Here is a 22,818-nt window from a genome sequence, read left to right as displayed (position 1 = left end):
CAGGAAACAACAAAAGCTTTACACACAAGCAACACGACGATCCATTGAATTTTCCGGTAAAACGGAGTTAACTAGATAGCTATTTAAGGGGTACATTTACAAAATACTGGGGTAAACTTGCAAGCAAGTTAATACACAATATTACTCAGAGGCTCGTCGGTCTGGGCATCACTCACAATGGAACACTGGCAATTTCTGATACAGAAACAAGGCGCTCGCTCGTGGCATATCCTAGAATCGCCAAATTTAGAAATTTTGGAAGGGCAGTATAGAGTTTTGGCTCGTTCTAGCCTTTCGAATACAGATGTGGAAGTGCGGGTAACTCACTCTTCAACTCAGGAAGTTCAACCAACTCGGCGAATTTTCAAGCGATCGCGTCGCACTAATTCAGAAGGCTTAATGGCAGTAATTCCCTTTACTTACTTTGATGCGGGAGTTTGGGAGTTGCGCTGTAGCGGCGATTTGATGTCGGATTTGCTCGGTAAACCTTGGCAATACAGTGTCCAAATTAAAGTATTGTCCGAGGAAGAAGAGGCAGAGCAAAGGAAAAATCTAGAATCAAATTTACTCAATCAGGCTGATACTGTTTCTGAAAACTTGGATACTGCCCCAGAAGAACCTGCAATTACTTTGAATAAAGCGATCGCAGTTTCGGCAGAATTGGAAATTACCACAGTTGTTCCAGATAAAGAGAACTTGGATACTGCCCCAGAAGAACCTGCAATTACTTTAGATGAAGCGATCGCAGTTTCGGCAGAATTGGAAATTGCTACAGATAGCAATCCTGTTACCACAGTTGTTCCAGATGAAGAGAATTTGGATACTGCTCCAGAAGAACCTGCAATTACTTTAGATGAAGCGATCGCGGTTTCGGCAGAATTGGAAATTGCTACAGTTGTTCCAGATGAAGAGAACTTGGATACTGCCCCAGAAGAACCTGCAATTACTTTAGATGAAGCGATCGCGGTTTCGGCAGAATTGGAAATTGCTACAGATAGCAATCCTGTTACCACAGTTGTTCCAGATGAAGAGAACTTGGATACTGCCCCAGAAGAACCTGCAATTACTTTAGATGAAGCGATCGCGATTTCGGCAGAATTGGAAATTGCTACAGTTGTTCCAGATGAAGCGGAAAAAGATATAGTTATCGATGATCCTGTGAGTCCTGTATGGCTCAAAGGTGAGACGGCAGAGCAAATTTTACAAAATTTAATAGATTTAGCTTTACCCGATTCTGAACTGCTTCTGAATGATGAAGAGGTTACAGATTCGCCAGCAGCAGAACCACCATTATTGTTAACTTTAGATCGAGATAGTTATATTGCTCGTTGGGGACAAGCTCTTACAATCAATGGGCGTATAGAACTTAAAGACAAGACAAATTTAGAGCAGGGTGAAACATTATCTCCAAAAAGCTTGCAGGCGCTTGAACTAGGGATTGAACTGCGATCGCCCCTAGAGTCGGAAATCTTGACTCAGATACGGCACTTACCAGACCAGGAGTTACCCTTCACCATCAATACCTCAATTGATATTCCTGCTGACTTTGAATCGAAGTTAATTTTGGCAGATATCAGTTTGTATGGTCGATACGCCGATGTTGATGAAATCATCAGGTTAGCCAGCCAGTCCTTCACAATTACAGCAGATGTAACAGAATTACTGGCAATAACAGCCGCAGCAAAACCTAGTACATCCTTAAATGACCCTATAGCCCCATCGGACTCGCCTGATGCTTCCACAGAGCCAGAGACTGCCGTGAGGATCGATTTAAAACTATTCAATCTGGTCAAGATTTCAAAAACAGATCAGTCCCAAATACTCAATCCATCTCCAAATACAGCCCTACCGCCGCAAATTAACCTGCAAGTTCTGCGAGAAACCACTCTACGGAAATCTAAAAATTCAGGCAATTCGCCTCAATTGCCGAAATTGCCGCCTCTTCAAATCGATGCTAACCCTCACACAGATGTTATTGCAGAATCCCCTACACAAGAGGAACTTCTAGAAAAGGATACAACTATAGCTGCTATTAACTTGGAGCAGCTAGTTATCAAGCAACGTCGAATGTCAATACTCGATACAACTTTTCCATACTTGAGACGGGTACAAGCTTTGCCAGGTGATGCAGAAGAAGAAGTAAAAAATAATGTCCCTCCAGATACATTGGAAGGTGAAGCGGCTGAAGAATTCCCACAATTAGACGCAATTGTCGCTGAGGATGAAAATATACCGGAATTAGTGCTAGATGATGCACAATTTCAGGAAGAATCTGTTGCTGAGGTAGAAGCCCAGCCAAATGCACAATTTCAGGAAGAATCTGTTGCTGAGGTAGAAGCCCAGCCAAATGCACAATTTATTACAACAGGCAACCTGTACTCATCTCCCTTACTGAGGAAGTGGATGCAGAGCCAAGGATACTCTTTGCCTGAATCCATCAATGAACTGGAATCTCAAAACTACGATCGCAATGTTCCAGACCAGCAGACCCAGCTTTTTCTAAGTGCTGGAACTCCCGATGTTGATGTCAACTTGCCATTAAGCCTGGATGATGCCACTGAGACGTGGAAAGAAAGCCAAGAGTCGGTTTTTGATCTTGAGAACTTTGGGGAAGATTCAGACACAGCAAATGAAGCTGATCTAGAAACAGTGGAAGATCCGGTGGTAGAAAAAGTATCTGAACCAACGCTTTCAATGGCTCTGGTAAGACAACTACCGCCTCCCCCTCCTCCGATAAAAGTAAATATAGCTTCAGCTTGGTTGGCGCAAGAAATCGTTGTAGATGATACAGATGTAGATGATACAGATAGTGAAGTAGAAACCGATACAACGAATAATTACTTGTTAGAAGAAGATAAGCAACCATTGTTAGGTTTATCCCCTTCTCTATCCATAAGTGCGGGAGCCATTGAGCCTTTGCCAATTCCGCAACTGCATGTACCAGAAGGCGAACTAATCGCCGACAAGTTGATCATAGTGCGCGTAGTACTGCCTGAAGTACCTCCCCAAGTGGTTGTGAAGTTATGGGTTGAAGATTATCAAACTCGCTGGTTACTAGATGGGCCCCATTTATTGACAAATTTACTACCTAGTGTATTGGGAGGCTTGGAAGTAATGACACAATTAAAGATTCCTTTTGGCTGTTTAGAAATTCGCATAGAAGCGATCGCACTTGATTTGACAACCCAACAAGAGAGCCATAAAGTCACAACAGTACGGACTGTAATTCCTCCAGACTTGCCAAACTTGCAGCTAGATGAACTACTGGGTATGTAATTTTGGGAATTGGGAATTGGGAATTGGGAATTGGGCATCGATAAGAGATAGGGGGGACAAGGAAGAGGGGGGGACTTGGGAGAGACTTGTTGAAAAATTCTCCCTTTATCCTCCCTGTCCCCCTTGTCCCCCTCATCCTCCTAATCTCCCCTGCTCCACTTCGGCTACGCTCAGTGACCACCTGCCCCCTGCCCCCTTCTTCCCAAGACGGGCTGTGTTAAAAATATGAAAGAATTTCAAAAATCTGGCAGAATTTGCAGTAAGCTCATTTTGAATTGTAGTGTTATTTAGCAGGAACTTTTACTATGGCAGCTTCCTTTTTGCCTTCTATCTTCGTTCCCATCATTGGTTGGGTTTTGCCAGCTATAACCTTCGCATTTCTGTTTTTATACATTGAAAGCGATGATATCAGCTGATTTAGTCATGAGTCATTAGTCATTAGTCATTTGTGAAAAACAAATGACAAAGGATAAAGGACAAATGACTATTGACCAAAATTAATACCGCCTATCTCATAGAGACAGGCGGTTTTTTTAAGGTTGATTTCTCAACAAATGCTAGAAAATCCTAACTTATAGTGTTCGGTTCCAACTAACTAATGTTAAATCGAAGAACCGAGTCCGGCGTAGGCACCATAAAAGAAAATGCCCAAGACTGTAATTATACCTAAACCTGCGATCGTAGCGACGACCCACAGGGGAATTCTCCCACTTCCAGACACAGCTTCTCTCCTCCCTTAACAACAAATCAACACACGCTCAACAAACAAACATTAAAAAGAGTAGTTCCAGTTAGTTAAAGAAGTAACTGGAAAACAGAATCCCCAGAACGAAAACTAGTAGTAGTCCCAGGTATAACGAAGTCCGGTTTAGTTCAACCGGCTGATTATTGGGATTGGGCGATCTTTCTACCATAATTGCTCCTAACGGTGAATAAATTGCATGGCGGCGATCGCGCCTAAAAAGAATACAGTTGGTACACCTAAGGTGTGTACTGCCAGCCATCTAACGGTAAAAATTGGATAGGTAACTGGTTGATTGATGTTATTGCTGCTAGTCATGATCTAAAACTACTTTCCAATAAATTGTTCAACTTGTTTTTTAGCTTCAAAACGGTTCTTCACAATTGGCACTTCTTGCCGCGCTGGTGTGAAATACTCATTGGGGCGAGGTGTGCCAAAAGCATCATAGGCCAGCCCTGTGCTGACAAATAGCCAACCAGCAATAAATAATGCTGGAATGGTGATGCTGTGGATTACCCAGTAACGAACGCTAGTAATGATGTCCGAAAACGGACGTTCTCCAGTGGTACCTGACATTTAGATCCCTACCTTATACATAGAGTGTTATTGAGTTTATTATCCTACAAAGTTAAGAAAGAGTTACAAGTTGCAAAGTTCTTCTCAGAAATAGTTATTGGGGATTGGGGATTGGGCATAGGGGCAGGGGAGATTAGGAGGATGAGGGGGACAGGGAGGATAAAGGGAGAATTATTCAACAAGTCTCTCCCAAGTCTCCCCCCTCTTCCTTGTCCCCCCTATCTCTTATCGATGCCCAATTCCCAATTCCCAATGCCCAATTCCCCATTTCCAATTAAGCTGCTTCAGGGTTTGGTAAATATTTGAGCAAAACGCCGCGATCGCCAATTATAAAGCCCCGTTCTGGCTCTAGGAACACAATCTTATACAAATTAGCAGCAACTTCTTCTACCTCACGGTCTTTTTCCCAGGTTTTGCCACCGTCGCCACTCCGTAGCAAATTACCGCTACCGCCACCTACCCAAATTTCATTGGGTGTACGATATGCCAAATCCAGTAAACCCCAACTGGTCGATAACTCTGGATATTGTGCCTTTTGCCATTCTTCAGGTTTAGTTGGGTCACTAAACTGAACTTGACCTCCTCTAGCTAGCAACCACAATTGCCCATTCTCCGTAAAACCCATGTTTTCTAACCGCCGAGAACTATTGCGGTTATGAGGTACCCAAGCATCTTGCCCTGGTTCCCAAGTCGAGTAGAAACTACCCTTAGCAGAAACTGCAATATATTTACCATCAGCAGAACGTTCCAAGTTACGCACCACACCCACTGCTGATTCCACCTGGGCTTTCCAGTTTTTACCGCCGTCTGTGGTCTTATATATGGCTCCGACATTAGTAGCCATTTCAGCTGTATTATCTGCCAGTGCCTTAACTGCGATCGGGCTACCTGGTAGCTTTTCGCTCAAGGGAATACGTGACCAAGAAGCACCTTCATCCGTAGTATGCAGCAACAGTCCAGGCTCTCCAGCAATCCAGCCTTCTTTACCTGTAAAACTTACTGAGTCAAAACGATATTTTTGCTCATCCAGTTGCAGTGTTATTGGTTTCCAGGTATTACCACCGTCATTGGTTTCCAATAGGGTGGCATTGCTACCTACTAAGTAGCCATGCTCAGGGTTATTAGTAAAAGCAATATCCAGTAGATTCGAGTCTGTTGGCACAGAAATGACTTTCCAAGGGTTGTAGCTAATAGAAGGAACTTTGCTACAACCGATGCACATGATGACTACTATTAACAAGGCAGCTATTCGTTGCCAACCTTTCAAAATTGAATGCATTAGTATTTCTTAAGTTGTTTCTAAATTTCTGTAGGTGTTCTCTAAAAGGTTTACCTTGTACCAATTTTGGATTTTAGATTTGGAATTAAAAAGCTTTCCAGAAATCCCAAGAAATCTTAGCCCAATATGGTATTGAGGGTCATCGCCGCTCTACGGAACTGGTAAAACGACAGACTTATGTGATTTTAATTACACAATAACTCCCTATTTCCCAAATTAACGGCCGTCATTGTAAGCCGTAGAGACTGATAAAAAACAAGAAGCCAAGGGCCAAAGCACCAAAAATTAAGATATTCTTTTGGGTTGGCGTTAGGTTATTGACACCGAAACCGTAACCGAGATTTTCTTTGAAACCGGATGCAGTACCCGCAGGGCCGATGTTGGCAAAAGCGGTTTTCTTGGCACTACAAACTGGACAGCGCCAATTTATAGGCAGTTCTGCAAAGAGTATCCCTGAAGGAATATCATGCTTGTCGTCTCCCTTTTCAGGTTCGTAAACATAACCGCAGGCACGACACTCATAGCGGTCTAACACCGGAGTCTCAACAGCTGGTTCGCTCATGGCTAGGGCCTCGCAGAGGAGAATTCTTAAATATACGTTAAAAATTATGACATAATTGTCAGGCTTTTCTATCACTATCAAAAGCTAATTAAATACTTGAAGTGTATCTATTTCCCAGATTTCAGAAAAACCAAACATATATAATGTAAAAGAAAGTTACGCAGTTAAGGGATTGGGCATTGGGCATTGGGCATGTAGAAGAGACAAGGGGGACAAGGAAGAGGGGGGAGACAAGGCAGAAATTTATTTAATAATTCCCCCTTGTCTCCCTCATCTCCCTCATCTTCCTCATACCCCTACTCCCCACTCCCTACTCCCCACTCCCCACTTAAAATACTCCATAGCGGTAGATACTCATTGTGTTTGTCCTCAGCGGTTACGAGTACCTTCTAGGCTTCTTCATAATCTGTAGCCTAGTACCTGCCTTAGCGCTCTCAGCTTCCAAGCTCCTACGACCTAGTGGTTACGCCCCAGAACGTCGCACTACTTATGAATCTGGTATGGAACCCATCGGGGGAGCCTGGATTCAGTTCAACATCCGTTACTACATGTTTGCTCTGGTCTTCGTCGTCTTTGATGTGGAGACTGTTTTCTTGTATCCTTGGGCAGTAGCTTTCCACCGTTTGGGGCTATTGGCTTTTATTGAAGCGCTAGTCTTTATTGCAATTCTTGTAGTCGCTTTAGTTTACGCGTGGCGTAAAGGAGCTTTGGAATGGTCTTGAATTCTAATTTAACAACTCAGGACAAACAGCGAATCATCAACCCCATTGAGCGGACTACAATCACTCAAGACCTTTCAGAAAACGTCATTTTGACGACGGTTGATGACCTCTACGACTGGGCGCGGCTTTCTAGTCTGTGGCCGTTGCTGTTTGGTACTGCTTGCTGCTTTATTGAGTTTGCAGCTTTAATTGGTTCCCGATTTGACTTTGACCGTTTTGGACTAATTCCCCGTTCTAGCCCCCGCCAAGCCGATTTAATTATTACGGCAGGGACTATCACGATGAAGATGGCTCCCCAACTGGTGCGTCTTTACGAACAAATGCCAGAGCCAAAGTATGTAATTGCGATGGGTGCTTGCACTATTACTGGCGGGATGTTCAGCGTTGATTCCCCCACAGCAGTGCGCGGAGTCGATAAATTGATTCCTGTGGATGTGTACTTGCCTGGTTGTCCTCCCCGTCCAGAAGCAATTATCGACGCAATCATTAAGCTGCGGAAGAAAATCTCCAATGAATCGATCCAAGAGCGGGATAAAATTAAGCAAACTCACCGCTACTACAGCACGACTCATAACCTGAAGCCAGTAGAGGAAATTTTAACTGGTAAGTATTTGCAGTCAGATACTCGCTCTGCACCACCGAAGGAATTGGCGGAAGCGATTGGTATGCCAATACCACCTGCACTGCTGACAGAAAAGGCGCAAAAGGAGGAACAAACCCGTGGCTGAAGAAGAATCTAAACCAGTACCAGTAGAGAAAGAAGAGTCATTGGTACAAGCGGGTAAAGTTTCCCAGTGGTTGACGGAAAATGGTTTTGACCATGAGTTTTTGGCACCAGATAAAAATGGTGTAGAGATAATTAAGGTGGCAGCAGATTTCTTGCTTCCCACTGCTACAGCCCTTTATGCGTACGGGTTTAATTATCTCCAGTTTCAAGGTGGTGTTGACCTTGGGCCAGGACAGGAATTGGTGAGTGTATATCACTTGAATAAAGTGGGTGATAATAGCGATCGCCCCGAAGAAGTTCGAGTTAAGGTGTTCTTACCACGGGAAAACCCCGTAGTGCCTTCTGTGTACTGGATTTGGAAGACCGCAGATTGGCAAGAGCGCGAGTCTTACGATATGTACGGCATTATCTACGAAGGACACCCAAATCTGAAGCGGATTTTGATGCCGGAAGATTGGGTAGGTTGGCCTTTGCGGAAGGATTACATCTCGCCTGATTTCTACGAGTTACAAGACGCTTATTAGAGATTGCTGAATGAGACGCGATGAATCGCGTCTGTACAATTTAGTGCTGAGTTTCGGCAGTGATTAACCCCTTTCCGGTGGCGGAGAGGGGTTATGTTTTTGGTGTTTCATGTCAAGTTAGTTGACAAAATTTGCTGTAATTGGAGGCAATACGGTTCGGTTAAGGTTTTTTGATGAAAATTCTAGATTGCTAAAGATGCGATAATTTATCACCAAGACGCGATAAATCGCCGTCTCTACAAAACGACTGATTATTGTAGAGACGGCGATTCATCGCGTCTCTTGTCTAGGGAAACGCGGAGATTCGCAAAGTAAGGAGAGGTGGGATAGAGATATTCAGTGAAATTTCCTAGTAATCGGAATCGCTATCTCCACCAGTGTATCTATAATTTATGGGAAGATTTAATTTAAATATTTAAAGTGATATGTCAGAAACACCCCCAAACGACGGCATTTGGATTGTTACCGATGAAGTGCCGCAAATATCGATTTCTGATGGTGCTAAAGGCGGGAGTAATAATACACGCAGTTGGGGAGAGGAAACTATCAGGGATAATACTGGTAGCAAAGGAGTAGGAGATGCCGTTAAGGTTAGCGCTCAAACATTAGAGCAAAATATGACTCACTTTCTCAAACTCGTGGGAAGTTTGTTTAGTCAAGCTGAACAACAAGCAAAAGTCAACTCCAAGATGCAGCTAGATGAAATTGAGTTGTCGGTAGAAATTAGTGCAGATGGAGAAGTTAAATTAATTGGCAGTGGTGTCAAAGCTGGAAGTAAAGGTGCAATTAAGCTGAAGTTCAAGCGCCAAGAATCACAATGAAATGGCAAAAAATTGGGCGATCGCGATCGGAATTAACCAGTATGATTATCTGCAACCGCTAAACTATGCGAAGCGGGATGCACTGTTAATGCAAGAGTTTCTGGGCAATGAAGCCGGATTTGAGCGAATATTCTTTTTCTCTGATGACTCCCCTGATGTTGCTGGAAAATCGACTCGCCCAACTCGCACTAACTTGCTGCGAATCTTGCGTCAGTTATTTGAAAATTCCTTTATGGGAGTAGGGGATAATTTCTGGTTTTTCTTCAGTGGTCATGGAATAAGATACGCTGACCGTGATTATCTCATGCCCTGTGATGGCGATCCAGAGGATATTGAAAGCACGGCAATTGCGATTAACTTTGTGACTGAACGTCTGCGTCGCTGCGGTGCTGATAATGTTGTCTTGATTCTGGATGCTTGTCGCAATGAAGGTAAAAAAACAGGTGAAGGAATTGGGCGACAAACCGCAGAAGAAGCACGTCAACAAGGAGTTATCAGCATTTTTTCTTGTATTCCCCAAGAGTATTCTTATGAAATTGACGCTTTACAACAAGGTGCTTTTACCAGAGCATTATTAGAAGGGTTGGGAATTCAAGGTCAATGCGCTACTGTTGAACGATTGGAGCAATATCTCAGGTTTCGTGTGCCTGAACTGGTTCGTCAGCATAAGAATACAAGGCAAACGCCTTATGTGATTGCTGAACCTGTGAATAAATCTCACCTAATACTTGTGCCACGATACGCAACCTTAAATGATATCGCCACATTGAAAAATGATGCTTACCAAGCAGAAGTAAACAGGAATTTAGATTTAGCAGAGCAATTATGGATTCGGGTATTAGCTGCGGCTTCAGGGCAAGATATGGACGCGGTGAGAGGTTTACAAAGAATTGAACGGTTGCGAAATAGTTCTGCAAATCCTGATTTACCTCAGCAAACAATTCCACAAGCATCTAAGTCAGTTACAAATACACCTATAACTAAACCTCCTCAAATTCCACCTCCCAAGGCAACCTCACCATCTCCTGTTACTAATACTCAAACTTCTGGTAAGGTACAATTTGCAACATCTACAATTCCAACACCTTCAACGCCATTAAAAAAACTAATATTACCTAACTTGTCACGGCGAAGGGTGATTCAAACTGTTGGGTTTGCGGGTGCTGGGTTGGGTTTGACAATTGCTTTACCACGTTTTTGGCCATTTAAAGCAATTAACCTAAAAAGCTTTCAATTTGAAGTTGTCACTGTGGATGCACGGGGAAATATTTCCAACCGTAGCAATCGTGAAGCGAAATACTTCATTGAAGACTTAGGAAATGGTATCACCCTAGAAATGGTGGAGATACCAGGGGGAACCTTTATGATGGGTTCACCACTAGGTGAAGCAGAACGAGAAAATGATGAAAGTCCACTGCATCAAGTAACAGTTCCTAAGTTCTTCATGGGGAAATATGCAGTTACCCAGGCACAGTATCAAGCAATCATGGGTAGTAATCCTTCTAAGTTCATAGGTGAGAAACGACCTGTAGAACAAGTAAATTGGGATGAGGTGGTAGAGTTTTGTAAAAAGTTGAGTACGAAGACAAAACACACCTACAGGCTACCTAGTGAAGCCGAATGGGAATATGCTTGTCGCGCGGGAACAACTACACCGTTTTATTTTGGTGAAACGATTACCACAGATTTAGTTAACTACAACGGTAACTCTCCTTACGGCTCTGCACCAAAGGGCGAAGATCGTCAACAAACAATAGATCTAGGAAAATTTCCGCCTAATTCTTTCGGTTTATACGATATGCATGGTAATGTATGGGAATGGTGTAGATATCTATGTAATAGTAATTACCAAGATGCACCAAAAGATTGTAGTGCGTGGTTAACTAGTAAAGATAATAATATCAAGATGCTGCGTGGCGGTAGTTGGAACAACCAAGCCTGGTATTGCCGTTCTGCCGAGCGCATAGAGCACAATATAGCGTATCGTGACGCTAATATTGGTTTTCGGGTGATGGTGTCTGTGGTATGAGGATTCCCCAAAGTCAGAGTTGATAGATGGGAATTTATCGAGCGTACACCAGGGAGTCCAGACCTGAACCAGCGAGTAAGGCGACAACCTCCGAATATAAAACCGAGTCGGATAGCTTGGTAGGTTGCAAAACCGAACAGTTGTTCGACTCAATTAATTTTGGGACATTCCCGACTTTTTGAAAAAGTCAACCCAACATTACCCATCAAAAATGTTTGGTTTAACTTCGTCATACTGTTTTTACTCTAATAACCACCCAAAAACAGATGCTACGCTCAGATTTAACTCATTAGCAAAAGATGGAACAGGAAGTATTTGCTGTGGTTCATCAAACACTTCTGGTTGCTGCTTGGGAAGATAAACAAACACTGTTTGCTCATTTGGGTCAATTAACCAACCCATTTGAGTGCCAAAATTGAGACAACGCAAAATATTTTTGGTCACTTTTGTTTGACTTTGGTCAGGTGAGAGAATCTCAATTGTCCAGTCAGGAGCTATCAAAAAGGTATTAGCAACCTCGCCTTTTTCGTCGCGGGGAATTCTACCCCAAGTAAACACAGACACATCTGGAATTATTGAGCGTCCATCAAATGTGCAACGTAACTCTGAAAATGCTCGTGCAATCTGTTGCGGTTTAAGAATTACGTTGACAGTAGTAGAAAACTCGGTTTGAATTGTGCTGTGCTTACCCTGTGGCATTGGTTTCTGAATGATTTGCCCATCAATATATTCGCTAGCAGGTTCTGTTTCTGGTAGCTTGAGAAACTCATCTAAAGTTATCGATTTAGATGGGGTTTGTAGCATTAGGGCTTTCTTGTAAAAAAGAGTTTGATTAGCTTTATATTAATTTTAATGGTGCATTGTCACAAAGGTCAACGCACCCTTATCTAAAGAAGCAGCGAGTCCAAACAATTATTTCACAGATGTCACTGTTTGTTTTACTACTGGACGTGGTTTCTTGCGGTCTGACCTGCGCGTTCCACCAGCCATCCCATACTCATCACTATTTTTGCCGTAGCGAGATGCAACATTCAATAGCATTTGCTCAGAATAAGTATTCAACTCACGTTCTGATTCTATTAATGCATTGTGTGTCTTATCTACTATTGTTTGTGCTTGATTATAAGCGGCTAGCTTCTCTCGTAACTCAATTACTTTAGTGTTGTAAGTAGTAATTGAAAACCCATTACTAAAGTCTAACTCAGGGTTAATTGTCTGCATTCCTTCAATCCGTCGTTCAGCTTTGGTCAGTGAGATGGAGTTTCGTTTCCGTTGCATATAGTTTTCCTATTTGGATTTATTTATAAATAACCCTGACTTTATACACTGAGTTATTTATATGTCATCAAGATACGCAACAAGCAGATGGACTAGCCACAGTGAAGTTACAGAATTATAAAAGCATTGGATGGCATTAGCCAACTAGATAGATGCGGGTATATTTGCTGAAATTCGTTGAGAAAAGCAGGTTTTAAAGTCGCAAAAGCTAGTTTTAAAGTCGCAAAAGCTAGTTTTAAAGTCGCAAAAGCTAGTTTTGAAGTCACAAAAGCAGGTTTTGAAGTCACAAAAGCTAGTTTTGATGTCGCAAAAGCTGGTTTTGATGTCGCAAAAGCTAGTTTTGATGTCGCAAAAGCTGGTTTTGATGTCGCGGAGCTTTATTATCTCATGTAGAGACGCGATTTATCGCGTCTAAAAAATTGACACGTTAGAGAGACGCGATAAATCGCCGTCTCTACAAAGAATGTATTCGTTAATTATTCATTGACAGACTACTAACTAATAGTAACAACAGCTACCATCGCATCAGCTATAGGAGGATGAGGCGAAGCACACTAAAAATTTATTTTTATAACTAAAAATTTTATTTTATTTATATGTTAAGTAGCTTTTAGGATGTTATCTGTATAATCTATCATTCAGTTTAAATTATCGAATGTATAATCTATCATTCAGCCTGATTAATTATTGACCTCTGTTACTCATTGATAGGTTGAAAATTGGTAATTCTGGCATCTTTTTTTAACACATAACATACTACTCACCTAGTAGTTATTTATTAACGAAATTTAAAAAGTTATTTAGGCGTACTCTATCCTAGACATGACCTAAACTTGTGCTTCAAAAATCATGAGCCATTATATGAATAGTTAGCACGTTTACGGCACTCTCCAATGTCTCAGGATTTATTAAACTCCTTTCAAGAAGCATACAGTAATCTCGAACTGTTTCCGTTGATGGAACGGAACGAAATGGAAAGATTTAGAGTCGAATATGGTGATGATTTGATTGCAGACCTGAACCAATTAGTGGAAGATAGCCCTAATGGAGATGGCAAAATTGTCTTTACAGGACATCGGGGATGTGGTAAGTCTACTTTGTTAGCTGAGTTTAGCAGACAAATTCAAAATAAATATTTTGTAGTTCTGTTTTCTATTGCCGACAAAATTGAAATGTCGGCGGTTAATCATATTAATATACTGTTTGCGATCGCAGTTAATTTAATGACAGAGGCAGAAGCCCGCAAAGTTGATATTCCACAATCTACCAAAGAAGCTCTTTATAAGTGGTTTGCTACCCGTACTCGCACTGAAGAATCCAATTTGCAAGCTGAAGTTAGTATAGGTTTTGACCTCTTAAAATTGATTAGCTCTAAATTAAAAGCTGATGCTAGCGTTCGGGATGAAATCAAGCAAGAATTTGAACGCAAGTTATCAGATTTGGTTGCCAGAATTAATGAAATTGCTGCTCTAATTCAAGCTGCAACTAAACAAAACGTTTTAGTAATCATTGATGATTTAGATAAACTTGATTTAGGCAGAGTTAACGAAATTTATCGAGATAACATTAAAGCTCTGTGTCAGCCTAACTTTCAAATTATTTACACTATCCCGATTGCAGTCCTTCGAGAAACATTTATTAGCACAATTATTGCCACTGAAACCAACGATCAAGTTGTAGCAATGCCTGTCTTAAAAATATTTGATAAAGGTAAAAATCGCTTCCCAAATGCCCAACCTCGCCCGGAAGCAACAAAGATTCTCGGTGAAGTTTTGCAAAAGCGGATTTCTAGTGAATTAATCGCGGCAGAAACGGCTGAAAAAATTGTAATTTACAGTGGTGGTGTATTGCGAGAGTTAATTCGGATCTCTAAGGAATGCTGCCGCATTTGTTTGCGGACTATCCGGCGAAATCCTTCAGCCAAAGTTATTATTGATGATAAAATTCTTCTGCAAGCAATCAATAAAATTCGCAATGATTTTTCGATCCGCTTAGGAAAAACTGATATCGATATTTTGCAGAGCGTTTATGAGCAATTTATGCCCAATGATCCCAAACAAGCAGAGTTTTTAGATTTACTACATGGGCTATATGTTCTAGAATATCGCACCGATGAAACTTGGTACGATGTTCATCCAATTATTATTGAAAGCCTGAGAAGACAGGGAGCCATTAATGTTAAATGAAGAATTATTTGATGAAGGAGAAAATCAAGATGCGTATGATGATTTAATTGTTTCTATTGAAGCTCAAAAACGGGGACTAAATTTACTGATTGCGGTTTGCGATGATGCTAGCTTTCGTGATCAGATTATTGCTCAATATGAAGCTGAATTACAACCCGCCTTCCGTGCATATCGAGTAACTTTAGCACGTCAGGAACCAAGCCTGAAAGCTGCTCTTAACCAACTGGTACAACAAGAAGAATATCTCCGTCAGCAGAACTTGGCGGTGATTACTGTCACGGGTGCTGAACAACTTTATTTTCTCAGGTTGGGAAATGAGCAATCAGAACAGGAGAAATTTTTTGGTTACTTACAGTGGACAAGGGAAGGATTGCGCGAATTTCCATTTGCAATCGTGCTTTGGGTAACTAACCAAATTTTAGTCAACCTGATTAAAAAAGCGCCTGATTTTTGGAGTTGGCGTAATGGTGTATTTCGGTTTGAATCTCAAAAGACAAATGCTATTCCTGGTAAAGAATTAGAAAATATCCGCTTTGTTTTTAGAGACACAGAATTAGCTAGTACAGATACTAATGAAACTAATCGCTTTTTCTTACCTATTCAAGATTTACAAAGGTTAATCGAGAAAGTAGAACAAGAACGGGGAACTAAAGACCCCACCTTGGCTACTTTATACTCAAGATTGGGCGATATTTACCACAGCAGATTAGATCGGGGTGAATCTCAAAATTATCAAGAAGAACAAGAATTAGCAATTAAATATTGGCGACAGGCGAGTGAGCTACAAAATGAATTAGGTTTGCAGATAGATTTAGCTAATAACCTCAACAATTTAGCCGGAATCTATCGTGCAACAGGACACTATAGTGAAGCCGAACCTTTATATAAACAAGCTTTAGAACTGAGGAAACGCCTGCTAGGAGACAATCATCCTTCTTTTGCTACTAGCCTGAATAATTTGGCAGGACTTTACAAATCTACTGGACAATATGCTAAGGCGGAACTCCTATATCAACAAGCTTTGGAACTGAGGAAACGTCTGTGGGGAGAAAACCATGCGGATGTCGCCGTCAGTCTGAACAATTTGGCATTACTATATGATGAACAAGGGCGTTATGACGAAGCAGAACCTCTGTATCTGCAATCATTAGAACTTGAAAAACGTTTGGTTGGCGAAAATCATCTTTCTTTCGCTCTTATACTGAATAATTTAGCGCTACTTTATTATCATCAAGGACGCTACAGTGAAGCTGAACCCTTGTCGCAACAAGCAATAGAACTAGATAAGCAATTTTTGGGAGAAGAGAATCCCGATGTTGCAACAGATTTGCACAATTTAGGATTGATATACCGCGCTCAAGGACGCTACGAGCAAGCTGAATCTTTATTTTTGGAATCATTGGAACTCAAGCAGCGTGTATTACAAAAGGCGCATCCGCTTTTAGCAGATACTATCTACGCTCTTGGTTATATGTACAGAGAACAGGGGCGTTACAATGAAGCAGAACCCTTATGTATAAAAGCCTTAGAACTTGATAAGCACCTATTGGGAGAAAATCATCCCAATGTTGCTGAAAGTCTGAATAATCTGGCAGAAATTTATCGTGAAACTGGACGTTACGGTGAAGCAGAACCCCTTTATTTGCAAGCTTTAGATATTTGTGAGCGAGTCTGGGGTGTAAATCATCACCGTAGTGTCTCTATTCGTCAAAATCTAGAAAAACTTGCCACAGCAATGCAGAATAATGGAGAGTGCGATCGCATTGCATAGAGTAACAATATTATTTTTGCTGTCTAGTGAACATGAATAAATATTTTCAACTCAAGTGATGAATACATAAATATTGAACAGGTAGTGAATGATGCGTAGTTTACCGCCATAGGCATCACTTCCCCGAGATACCCGACTTCTTAAAGAAGTTGGGTATTTATGGGAAGGGGCTTAATTGTCATCCAAATTACTAGTCAACACTGACGAAACCAGCTTGCTCAATTGCTCTTTGTCCCTGGTCAGTTAATAAAAGTTTGGTGTATGCATCCCCAATCTGCTGTTCCCGACCTTTATTCTGCTTAATAATCACAAACAAATTAGCAATTATGGGATAGCTGCCATTTTTGATAGCTTCAGTATTTAGCTGATTGCGCTGACGCGGACATTGCTCAGGCGACACCATCGGTTCCCGATAGGGGGGAATTAATTGACCAGCTGTCTGACCCAATGGCAAAGCCTTTACACTGCATTGAGGCACTACTGAACGGGCAGAACCGTAATACACACCACCAGGGATTTTACTGAGTTGACGCACTGCCTCTGTAGTAGAGTAGACATATTGCACATTCGAGCCAAGTGTTTGCCCTTTCAAGTCGCTGTTGTTAGAGAATATGACTGTATCTGCGTCTTCTGGTCGTTGAGACAAAGGCGTGATGGGTAGGTTTGGCCCACCTACTTGATTCCAGTTAGTAATTTTCCCCAAATAAATCTGCTGCAATTGGTCAACAGTTAAACCTGATACTTTCAGGGATGGGTTGACTACCACTGCTATTCCATCCATACCTATCTGACGTTGCTCAAGGGTGAAGCCTCGCGCTTTTGCCATAGCTTGTTCTTCATCTGTAAGGGGACGAGAAGACTGAGCAAAATCTAGTTTCCCATCTAGTAACATCCGAATACCTGAGCTAGAACCAGGGCTAGCATTAACAGGGTCTACATAACGTAATTGTAATTCCGGGCGATCGCTCTGGATCTGAGAATCTACCAATTGCCGAATAGATGCCCAAGCTGTACTTCCTCCGTAGTTAAATGAGGCAGTGGGGACATCTGCAACTGTCTGAAAACTGGATGTGGTGTTAGAGACGGTCTTGAAATTTTGATTAGAAGAAGAGTTAACGCTGTTGCGGGACAATAAATTTGGCTTTAGTAACCACCAAAGCAGCCCACCAATAACCATAAGTGTCAACACTTTACCAATAATCAAACCTCTAAGAAAGAGGGCAATTTCGCTGTTAATTAAAGCTTTTTTTTGATTTGTATTGTCCATATTTTTAAATGTTGTTTATTATATTGATTTTACAGGAATTTCTAAGTAATTATCCTAGAATAATTTTTAGAATATCTTAGATTTAAATTAAATACGTAATAGCTAGTTAATAGGTATTTTTATGATTGCTACTAGATTATTAACTTTTTCTAATGTATGAATTCATAGTTAATTTTTGCGAAGTTAAACCTATCGCGCTTGCGCTGTACGCACCACCCAAATAAATATGGCTACACTATGCTGCACGAAAAGAAATTAAAGTGGACTGCTATCATGAGATTCAATTTGCTTTTTAGTAGTTTTTGCAATGCTGCAATTGCTTTTACAGGCTCCTTTTTTAGCTGCTGATTTGGCTATTAAGCTATTCACATTGGCATTAGTAAATCGTTGCTCAACCAATTTTTCTATAAAATTATTTAATTGAGTAGGTTTGTTTGGAGACGATGCACCTGTATTAATAAATGTATAGATTAAAATTAATACTATAAGACTAGTGGTAGCACCAAGCCCTATTCCTAGAAGCAAAAGAAAGTTTCTATAATTTAGCAAATAAGTATCATCAGCATTTTGCTTGATGCCAACAAATTCTGATGAATGTGGCAACGGCAGAGCAGAATTAAGTGCTTGCAAAGCTTCTGTGGCAGACTGATAACGTTGGTTGTAGCGATCGCGAACCATTGTATCTAAAATATTTGCCAGAGCATCACTTACCTGTACCTGATCGCGCCAGATAACTTCTCCAGTACTGGGATCTTCTGGTAGTTGCTCAGGTATTAAACCTGTCAAAGCTTGAATGCCAATCATCCCGACTGCATAGATATCGCTGCAAAGTTTTGGCTTTCCCTTAGCCTGTTCGCTTGGCATATAACCAGGAGTCCCAACAGCAATAGTTAAGCCTGCTCCCAAAGCACCAATTTTCTTTATACTGCCAAAGTCAATTAGCACAATCTTCCGATCGGAGTATCGCCGCATTAAGTTTTGAGGCTTAATATCCCGATGAATAATGTTATTTTGATGGACGAATGCCAGCACTTCCAGGATGTCTTTTAATAAACTTAAGACTGCACTCTCGCTCAGACGCTGACCTGATACAATTTCTTGGGTTAACGCATGGCCATCAATAAATTCTTGGACTAAATAGAAATCTCCATCTTCATCAAAATGGGCAAACAGTCTAGGAATTTGATCGTGGTCGTTGCCTAGCTGGTATAAAACTTCCGCTTCTCGATCAAATAACTTTTTAGCGATGGGTAGAACAGCAGGATTGGAATCTTTTGGTTGAAAATGTTTTACCACACAATGGGGTTGTCCTGGTAAATCTAGGTCTACAGCTAAGTATGTATCACCAGAGCCTCCGCTTCCTAAGTGTTTGATAATTTTAAAGCGATTACGAAGTCTTTTTCTGGGGAGAGAGTATTGATCCCTGTTACCTCTAGCACCTGCTAACAAGTAAGTATTACCAGAACCTCCACTTTCCAGCAGTTTGACAGTCTCAAAGCGACTCCGAAGTTTTTTTCTAACTAGAGGGTTCTGGCTCATGTGGCGTATACTACTTGTTAATTTACTGACCATTCAGAGCTTGGGTGAGATATGAATACCTGCCGCTAAATTTGTTACTATTTGAGGCAGTTACTTTCTCAGGCAAACCATACTTTGGAGCATTTTTATGGCTAGCTCCTTGATTTGGTTAATTTGATACCTTTACAGATATCTTATATATTAAAATTTATTTTTGGAATAATTCAATAATTTTATCACTTAAGTAAATTTAATACTAGCCTCCAGTATTTATAACTCAATACGGTTCATTTAAGGGCTACTGGCAAAAATTTTGGGGTTTGGAGACGCGATAAATCGCCGTCTCTACAAATGTTTTGCTCTTATCTGAACTGTATTGATTTATAACTGTAGACATAAGACAACATTCAGCCGTTAGGATATTTATTTGTTTTAACTTTGGGTCTGATTACTGATCAAACCTTACAGAGTAAACTTTCAAAGCACAGATATTGCTTAGAGTGTCTCCCAAAATTTTGCTACCATATTTGACTCGTTACTAAGTAGCTAGGCTGAAATAAATTAAAGTTTGTAGTAAGGACTTTAGTCCTAATAATCCTTGTTTTGCGCTCACTTTTCTTATCTCGATCTACTTAGCAAAATTCTGGCAAATCTCCAAACTATCTCCAGTTCTCTTAAAATTTATACTTTTATGGCTAGAAAAAAATATCAGTATTGCCTTTTATTGAAGTAAATCCGCGTAAATTTGCAAACTTTATTTATTGGTTTCATCTGTCTTTTACATATCAAATTACAGCATATCAACTGGTTATTTAATAGGTTCCAAAAACATTCGATTTTTCCAACTTTTCCTACCTTTTAGTTACATCTGTATAACTTGTAATAACTCACTTGCATTAAGCAAAAGTAATAGTAGGAGTAGTATAAACTTGTTTTAGTATATTTTCTATCAAGCTTGCTAAGTAAAAAATAAAGCTATTAATTAAAAAAGCCCCCGTTGGGGGCTGATTAAGTTGTTCGCGTGGAGTAAACAACTAAATAATTAATACTCAGAGTATATACAGTAATCCGAACAAAATAATCCAAATCACGTCAACGAAGTGCCAGTAGATTTCGGCTGCTTCGATACCAAAGTGCTTTTCATTACTATAGTGACCCGGAGTGCGCGATCGCCACAACACAGCAACAATTGCCAAAACGCCGATGGTAACGTGCAATCCGTGGAAACCAGTCAAAACGTAAAATGCACTGGCAAATAAATTGGTAGTTAAACCAAATTCTAAATGGGTATATTCATATACTTGACCCACCAAGAAAACAGCACCCATCGCAGCGGTAATTGCTAACCAGATTTGTGCCCCCCGTGCATCGTTCTTTTTAATAGCAGTGTCAGCATTATGCATGACAAAACTACTAGAAATCAGATTGATTGTGTTGACTCCGGGTAACAATAGTTCTAACTCTGGTGTACCTGCTGGCGGCCATGCAGGTAAGGTAGCACGGAAAGCTAAGTAAGCTCCGAACAGTCCCATAAAAATCATCCCTTCAGCAATCAGGAAGACAATTAGCCCAAACATACGATGGTCTGGATGTTCTTCATGATGGCCGACGGACGCTTCCGCCGCGTGGTGATGATTAAGTTCAGTTTTAGCTGGGTCAATAGTTTGACTTTGCATGAATTTTTATAAGTGGGGAATTGGACATTGGGCATTGGGCATGGGGCATGGGAGATTAGGAAGAGAATTAATTAACCAGTCCCTAGTCCCCAGTCCCCAGTACCCTATTTATTTACGATCTTCGGGATTTGCAGCAACGGCTGGGTCGGGTTCTGCTCTTAATACTGAGTTTGGCCCACCAGACAAGATTGGATTGGGATCGGATAAGGGTACACCTTCATCAGCCTTTTCCAAGCCGTAGTCGTAGGGGCCTGTAGCTAGTACTGGAGTTCGATCAAAATTTTCGATCGCAGGTGGTGAGGTTGTCATCCACTCTAAGGTAAGTGCCCTCCAGGGATTATTACCAGCTTTCTCGCCGTACAACCAACTCCAAATCGCATTGATGATGAAGGGAAATGTCGAAACTGCTAGTATGTAAGCGCCATAAGTGCAGATTTCGTTGAGAAAGGTAAATTTGGGATCGTATTGGGCGATCCGGCGATTCATGCCCATTAAACCCAGCTTGTGCATGGGTAAGAAGGTCATATTTAGACCGACAATTGTCAAGGCAAAGTGAACCTTACCCCAAAATTCATTTACCATCCGTCCCGTTATTTTTGGGAACCAGTGATAAATCGCTGCATAAATGCCTAACACGCTACCGCCAAATAGGACGTAGTGTAAATGTGCTACCACAAAATAGGTGTCGTGAACGTGAATATCGAAGGGCACTGCTGCCAACATTACGCCACTGATCCCGCCAATCACAAAGGTGCCAACAAAGCCCATTGCAAACAGCATGGCGCTGTTAAGTTGGATTTTCCCACCCCACATTGTTCCTAACCAACTGAAAATTTTAATTCCCGTGGGTACGGCAATGATCATCGTGGTGATCATAAAGAACATCCGCAACCAGCCGGGAATACCACTGGTAAACATGTGGTGCGCCCAGACGATTAGCCCCAAAAAGCTGATTGCTAGAGATGAATAAGCGATCGCTTTATAGCCAAAAATCGGCTTGCGGGAATGCACAGGGATAATTTCTGAAATTGCTCCAAAGAAGGGCAAAATCATGATGTAAACGGCTGGGTGGGAGTAAAACCAGAACATGTGCTGGTATACAACCGGGTCGCCACCGCCAGTTGGGTTAAAAAATGTTGTCCCGGCAATTAAGTCAAAAGCAAGCAGAATTAGACCTGCTGCTAACACTGGCGTTGATACCAAAGTCAGTGCCGAGGTAGCAAACATCGCCCAACAGAACAAGGGCATTTGGTGAACCCCCATACCGGGGATACGCATCTTGAGCAAGGTGACGAGGAAATTGATTGCCCCTAGAATCGATGACGTACCTAGTAAAAGGACGCTCATAATCCAAATTCCCTCACCTACTTGACCTGTTACCAAGCTCAGGGGAGGGTAGGAAGTCCAACCCGCATCCGGTGCATCGCCTACCACTAAACTCGCGATCAACAATAAACCCGCAGGGGGAATCATCCAAAAGGCAACAGCATTCAAGCGCGGAAATGCCATATCCTTTGCCCCAATCATCAAGGGGATGAGGAAGTTAGCAAAACCCGCACCAGCTGGCACAATCCACAAGAAAATCATGATTGTGGCGTGCAGCGTAAATAAGCTGTTATAGACTTCAGGGGTGACAAAATCGACTTCTGGGGTTCGCAGTTCTGTACGAACCAAGTCAGCCATCACCCCACCAATACAGTAAAAAATGAACGTAGTGACTAGGTATTGAATTCCAATCACCTTATGGTCGGTGTTGAAACTAAAATAGTCTTGCCATTTTCTAATCCCTGGCTCGTCATCAAGAGCAGGGGCGTTGGCAGTTTCTTGCACTTGAGCTTGGGTCATAGTCGTTAGTTATCTTTTG

Annotated in this window: 22 protein-coding genes; 10 read left to right on the top strand and 12 right to left on the bottom strand. The window is 41.5% G+C overall.

Going from position 1 to position 22,818, the window contains the following annotated elements:
• Positions 1-177 precede the first annotated feature (177 nt).
• Both FBB35_RS34265 and FBB35_RS03705 read left to right on the top strand, forming a co-directional pair.
• On the top strand, positions 178-3,276 hold the full coding sequence (locus FBB35_RS34265) for a hypothetical protein (protein WP_254625812.1): 3,099 nt from the start codon (positions 178-180) through the stop codon (positions 3,274-3,276).
• Between the two features lie 305 nt (positions 3,277-3,581).
• The gene (locus FBB35_RS03705; RefSeq protein WP_084227157.1) at positions 3,582-3,692 is read left to right on the top strand and encodes a photosystem I reaction center subunit VIII; all 111 of its coding nucleotides are present in this window, start codon (positions 3,582-3,584) and stop codon (positions 3,690-3,692) included.
• 185 nt (positions 3,693-3,877) lie between these two features.
• Here FBB35_RS03705 and FBB35_RS03700 read toward each other — a convergent pair whose 3' ends face one another.
• The 6 genes from FBB35_RS03700 to FBB35_RS03675 all read right to left on the bottom strand — a co-directional run bounded on the left by FBB35_RS03700 (position 3,878) and on the right by FBB35_RS03675 (position 6,435).
• Positions 3,878-3,997 (bottom strand): photosystem II reaction center protein J, encoded by a 120-nt coding sequence (locus FBB35_RS03700; protein WP_012411803.1) that lies wholly within the window; start codon positions 3,995-3,997, stop codon positions 3,878-3,880.
• A gap of 70 nt (positions 3,998-4,067) precedes the next feature.
• Positions 4,068-4,190 (bottom strand): photosystem II reaction center protein L, encoded by a 123-nt coding sequence (locus tag FBB35_RS03695; protein ID WP_012411802.1) that lies wholly within the window; start codon positions 4,188-4,190, stop codon positions 4,068-4,070.
• An 8-nt stretch (positions 4,191-4,198) separates the two neighbouring features.
• The gene (gene psbF, locus FBB35_RS03690) at positions 4,199-4,336 is read right to left on the bottom strand and encodes a cytochrome b559 subunit beta (protein ID WP_174708531.1); all 138 of its coding nucleotides are present in this window, start codon (positions 4,334-4,336) and stop codon (positions 4,199-4,201) included.
• A 9-nt stretch (positions 4,337-4,345) separates the two neighbouring features.
• Positions 4,346-4,594, bottom strand: coding sequence for a cytochrome b559 subunit alpha (gene psbE / locus FBB35_RS03685; RefSeq protein ID WP_012411800.1), 249 nt, complete (start codon positions 4,592-4,594; stop codon positions 4,346-4,348).
• Positions 4,595-4,868: 274 nt separating this feature from the next.
• Entirely contained in the window at positions 4,869-5,873 is a 1,005-nt protein-coding gene (locus FBB35_RS03680; protein ID WP_174708530.1) for a photosynthesis system II assembly factor Ycf48, read from the bottom strand.
• A 226-nt stretch (positions 5,874-6,099) separates the two neighbouring features.
• Complete coding sequence (locus FBB35_RS03675; protein WP_174708529.1) at positions 6,100-6,435, bottom strand: rubredoxin; 336 nt, start codon at positions 6,433-6,435, stop codon at positions 6,100-6,102.
• A 359-nt stretch (positions 6,436-6,794) separates the two neighbouring features.
• Here FBB35_RS03675 and ndhC point away from each other — a divergent pair, with 359 nt between their 5' ends.
• The 5 genes from ndhC to FBB35_RS03650 all read left to right on the top strand — a co-directional run bounded on the left by ndhC (position 6,795) and on the right by FBB35_RS03650 (position 11,258).
• Positions 6,795-7,157, top strand: a complete 363-nt coding sequence (gene ndhC / locus FBB35_RS03670) for a photosynthetic/respiratory NAD(P)H-quinone oxidoreductase subunit C (protein ID WP_012411797.1) — start codon at positions 6,795-6,797, stop codon at positions 7,155-7,157.
• The gene (gene ndhK / locus FBB35_RS03665; protein WP_174708528.1) at positions 7,148-7,885 is read left to right on the top strand and encodes a photosynthetic/respiratory NAD(P)H-quinone oxidoreductase subunit K; all 738 of its coding nucleotides are present in this window, start codon (positions 7,148-7,150) and stop codon (positions 7,883-7,885) included. The genes ndhC and ndhK overlap by 10 nt, the downstream gene beginning before the upstream one ends.
• Positions 7,878-8,408: an NAD(P)H-quinone oxidoreductase subunit J gene (locus FBB35_RS03660; RefSeq protein WP_174708527.1), complete on the top strand. Its 531-nt coding sequence runs from the start codon at positions 7,878-7,880 to the stop codon at positions 8,406-8,408. The genes ndhK and FBB35_RS03660 overlap by 8 nt, the downstream gene beginning before the upstream one ends.
• A gap of 425 nt (positions 8,409-8,833) precedes the next feature.
• On the top strand, positions 8,834-9,229 hold the full coding sequence (locus FBB35_RS03655; protein ID WP_174708526.1) for a hypothetical protein: 396 nt from the start codon (positions 8,834-8,836) through the stop codon (positions 9,227-9,229).
• Position 9,230: 1 nt separating this feature from the next.
• The gene (locus tag FBB35_RS03650; protein WP_174708525.1) at positions 9,231-11,258 is read left to right on the top strand and encodes an SUMF1/EgtB/PvdO family nonheme iron enzyme; all 2,028 of its coding nucleotides are present in this window, start codon (positions 9,231-9,233) and stop codon (positions 11,256-11,258) included.
• A 240-nt stretch (positions 11,259-11,498) separates the two neighbouring features.
• On the opposite strand, the gene FBB35_RS03645 is transcribed toward FBB35_RS03650, so the two are convergent.
• Positions 11,499-12,062, bottom strand: coding sequence for a Uma2 family endonuclease (locus FBB35_RS03645; protein WP_174708524.1), 564 nt, complete (start codon positions 12,060-12,062; stop codon positions 11,499-11,501).
• 108 nt (positions 12,063-12,170) lie between these two features.
• Positions 12,171-12,536, bottom strand: coding sequence for a hypothetical protein (locus FBB35_RS03640; RefSeq protein WP_174708523.1), 366 nt, complete (start codon positions 12,534-12,536; stop codon positions 12,171-12,173).
• A gap of 177 nt (positions 12,537-12,713) precedes the next feature.
• Between FBB35_RS03640 and FBB35_RS03635 the strand changes: the two genes are divergently transcribed.
• The 3 genes from FBB35_RS03635 (at position 12,714) to FBB35_RS03625 (ending at position 16,493) form a co-directional block, all read left to right on the top strand.
• Positions 12,714-12,929: a hypothetical protein gene (locus FBB35_RS03635; RefSeq protein ID WP_174708522.1), complete on the top strand. Its 216-nt coding sequence runs from the start codon at positions 12,714-12,716 to the stop codon at positions 12,927-12,929.
• A gap of 500 nt (positions 12,930-13,429) precedes the next feature.
• A complete protein-coding gene (locus FBB35_RS03630; RefSeq protein WP_174708521.1) occupies positions 13,430-14,722 on the top strand; it encodes an ATP-binding protein in 1,293 nt (430 codons plus the stop codon).
• Complete coding sequence (locus FBB35_RS03625; protein WP_174708520.1) at positions 14,712-16,493, top strand: tetratricopeptide repeat protein; 1,782 nt, start codon at positions 14,712-14,714, stop codon at positions 16,491-16,493. The genes FBB35_RS03630 and FBB35_RS03625 overlap by 11 nt, the downstream gene beginning before the upstream one ends.
• 190 nt (positions 16,494-16,683) lie before the next feature.
• On the opposite strand, the gene FBB35_RS03620 is transcribed toward FBB35_RS03625, so the two are convergent.
• The 4 genes from FBB35_RS03620 to ctaD form a co-directional block, all read right to left on the bottom strand.
• Positions 16,684-17,760, bottom strand: coding sequence for a PstS family phosphate ABC transporter substrate-binding protein (locus tag FBB35_RS03620; protein WP_174708519.1), 1,077 nt, complete (start codon positions 17,758-17,760; stop codon positions 16,684-16,686).
• A 255-nt stretch (positions 17,761-18,015) separates the two neighbouring features.
• Positions 18,016-19,299 (bottom strand): serine/threonine-protein kinase, encoded by a 1,284-nt coding sequence (locus FBB35_RS03615; RefSeq protein ID WP_254625811.1) that lies wholly within the window; start codon positions 19,297-19,299, stop codon positions 18,016-18,018.
• Between the two features lie 1,028 nt (positions 19,300-20,327).
• Positions 20,328-20,954, bottom strand: coding sequence for a heme-copper oxidase subunit III (locus FBB35_RS03610; protein ID WP_174708517.1), 627 nt, complete (start codon positions 20,952-20,954; stop codon positions 20,328-20,330).
• Positions 20,955-21,062: 108 nt separating this feature from the next.
• Complete coding sequence (ctaD, locus tag FBB35_RS03605) at positions 21,063-22,799, bottom strand: cytochrome c oxidase subunit I (protein ID WP_174708516.1); 1,737 nt, start codon at positions 22,797-22,799, stop codon at positions 21,063-21,065.
• Between the last annotated feature and the right edge of the window lie 19 nt (positions 22,800-22,818).

The sequence above is a fragment of the Nostoc sp. TCL240-02 genome, assembly GCF_013343235.1.
Lineage (GTDB): Bacteria > Cyanobacteriota > Cyanobacteriia > Cyanobacteriales > Nostocaceae > Nostoc.
This window is presented reverse-complemented; position numbering and strand designations above follow the sequence as displayed.

Excerpts from the sequence above, each read along its gene's own strand:
- FBB35_RS34265 (WP_254625812.1), top strand. The coding sequence starts at position 178 with ATGGAACACTGGCAATTTCTGATACAGAAACAAGGCGCTCGCTCGTGG.
- FBB35_RS03705 (WP_084227157.1), top strand. The coding sequence starts at position 3,582 with ATGGCAGCTTCCTTTTTGCCTTCTATCTTCGTTCCCATCATTGGTTGG.
- FBB35_RS03695 (WP_012411802.1), bottom strand. The coding sequence starts at position 4,190 with ATGGTAGAAAGATCGCCCAATCCCAATAATCAGCCGGTTGAACTAAAC.
- psbF (WP_174708531.1), bottom strand. The coding sequence starts at position 4,336 with ATGACTAGCAGCAATAACATCAATCAACCAGTTACCTATCCAATTTTT.
- psbE (WP_012411800.1), bottom strand. The coding sequence starts at position 4,594 with ATGTCAGGTACCACTGGAGAACGTCCGTTTTCGGACATCATTACTAGC.
- FBB35_RS03680 (WP_174708530.1), bottom strand. The coding sequence starts at position 5,873 with ATGCATTCAATTTTGAAAGGTTGGCAACGAATAGCTGCCTTGTTAATA.
- FBB35_RS03675 (WP_174708529.1), bottom strand. The coding sequence starts at position 6,435 with ATGAGCGAACCAGCTGTTGAGACTCCGGTGTTAGACCGCTATGAGTGT.
- ndhK (WP_174708528.1), top strand. The coding sequence starts at position 7,148 with ATGGTCTTGAATTCTAATTTAACAACTCAGGACAAACAGCGAATCATC.
- FBB35_RS03655 (WP_174708526.1), top strand. The coding sequence starts at position 8,834 with ATGTCAGAAACACCCCCAAACGACGGCATTTGGATTGTTACCGATGAA.
- FBB35_RS03650 (WP_174708525.1), top strand. The coding sequence starts at position 9,231 with ATGGCAAAAAATTGGGCGATCGCGATCGGAATTAACCAGTATGATTAT.
- FBB35_RS03645 (WP_174708524.1), bottom strand. The coding sequence starts at position 12,062 with ATGCTACAAACCCCATCTAAATCGATAACTTTAGATGAGTTTCTCAAG.
- FBB35_RS03640 (WP_174708523.1), bottom strand. The coding sequence starts at position 12,536 with ATGCAACGGAAACGAAACTCCATCTCACTGACCAAAGCTGAACGACGG.
- FBB35_RS03630 (WP_174708521.1), top strand. The coding sequence starts at position 13,430 with ATGTCTCAGGATTTATTAAACTCCTTTCAAGAAGCATACAGTAATCTC.
- FBB35_RS03625 (WP_174708520.1), top strand. The coding sequence starts at position 14,712 with ATGTTAAATGAAGAATTATTTGATGAAGGAGAAAATCAAGATGCGTAT.
- FBB35_RS03620 (WP_174708519.1), bottom strand. The coding sequence starts at position 17,760 with ATGGACAATACAAATCAAAAAAAAGCTTTAATTAACAGCGAAATTGCC.
- FBB35_RS03615 (WP_254625811.1), bottom strand. The coding sequence starts at position 19,299 with ATGAGCCAGAACCCTCTAGTTAGAAAAAAACTTCGGAGTCGCTTTGAG.
- FBB35_RS03610 (WP_174708517.1), bottom strand. The coding sequence starts at position 20,954 with ATGCAAAGTCAAACTATTGACCCAGCTAAAACTGAACTTAATCATCAC.
- ctaD (WP_174708516.1), bottom strand. The coding sequence starts at position 22,799 with ATGACCCAAGCTCAAGTGCAAGAAACTGCCAACGCCCCTGCTCTTGAT.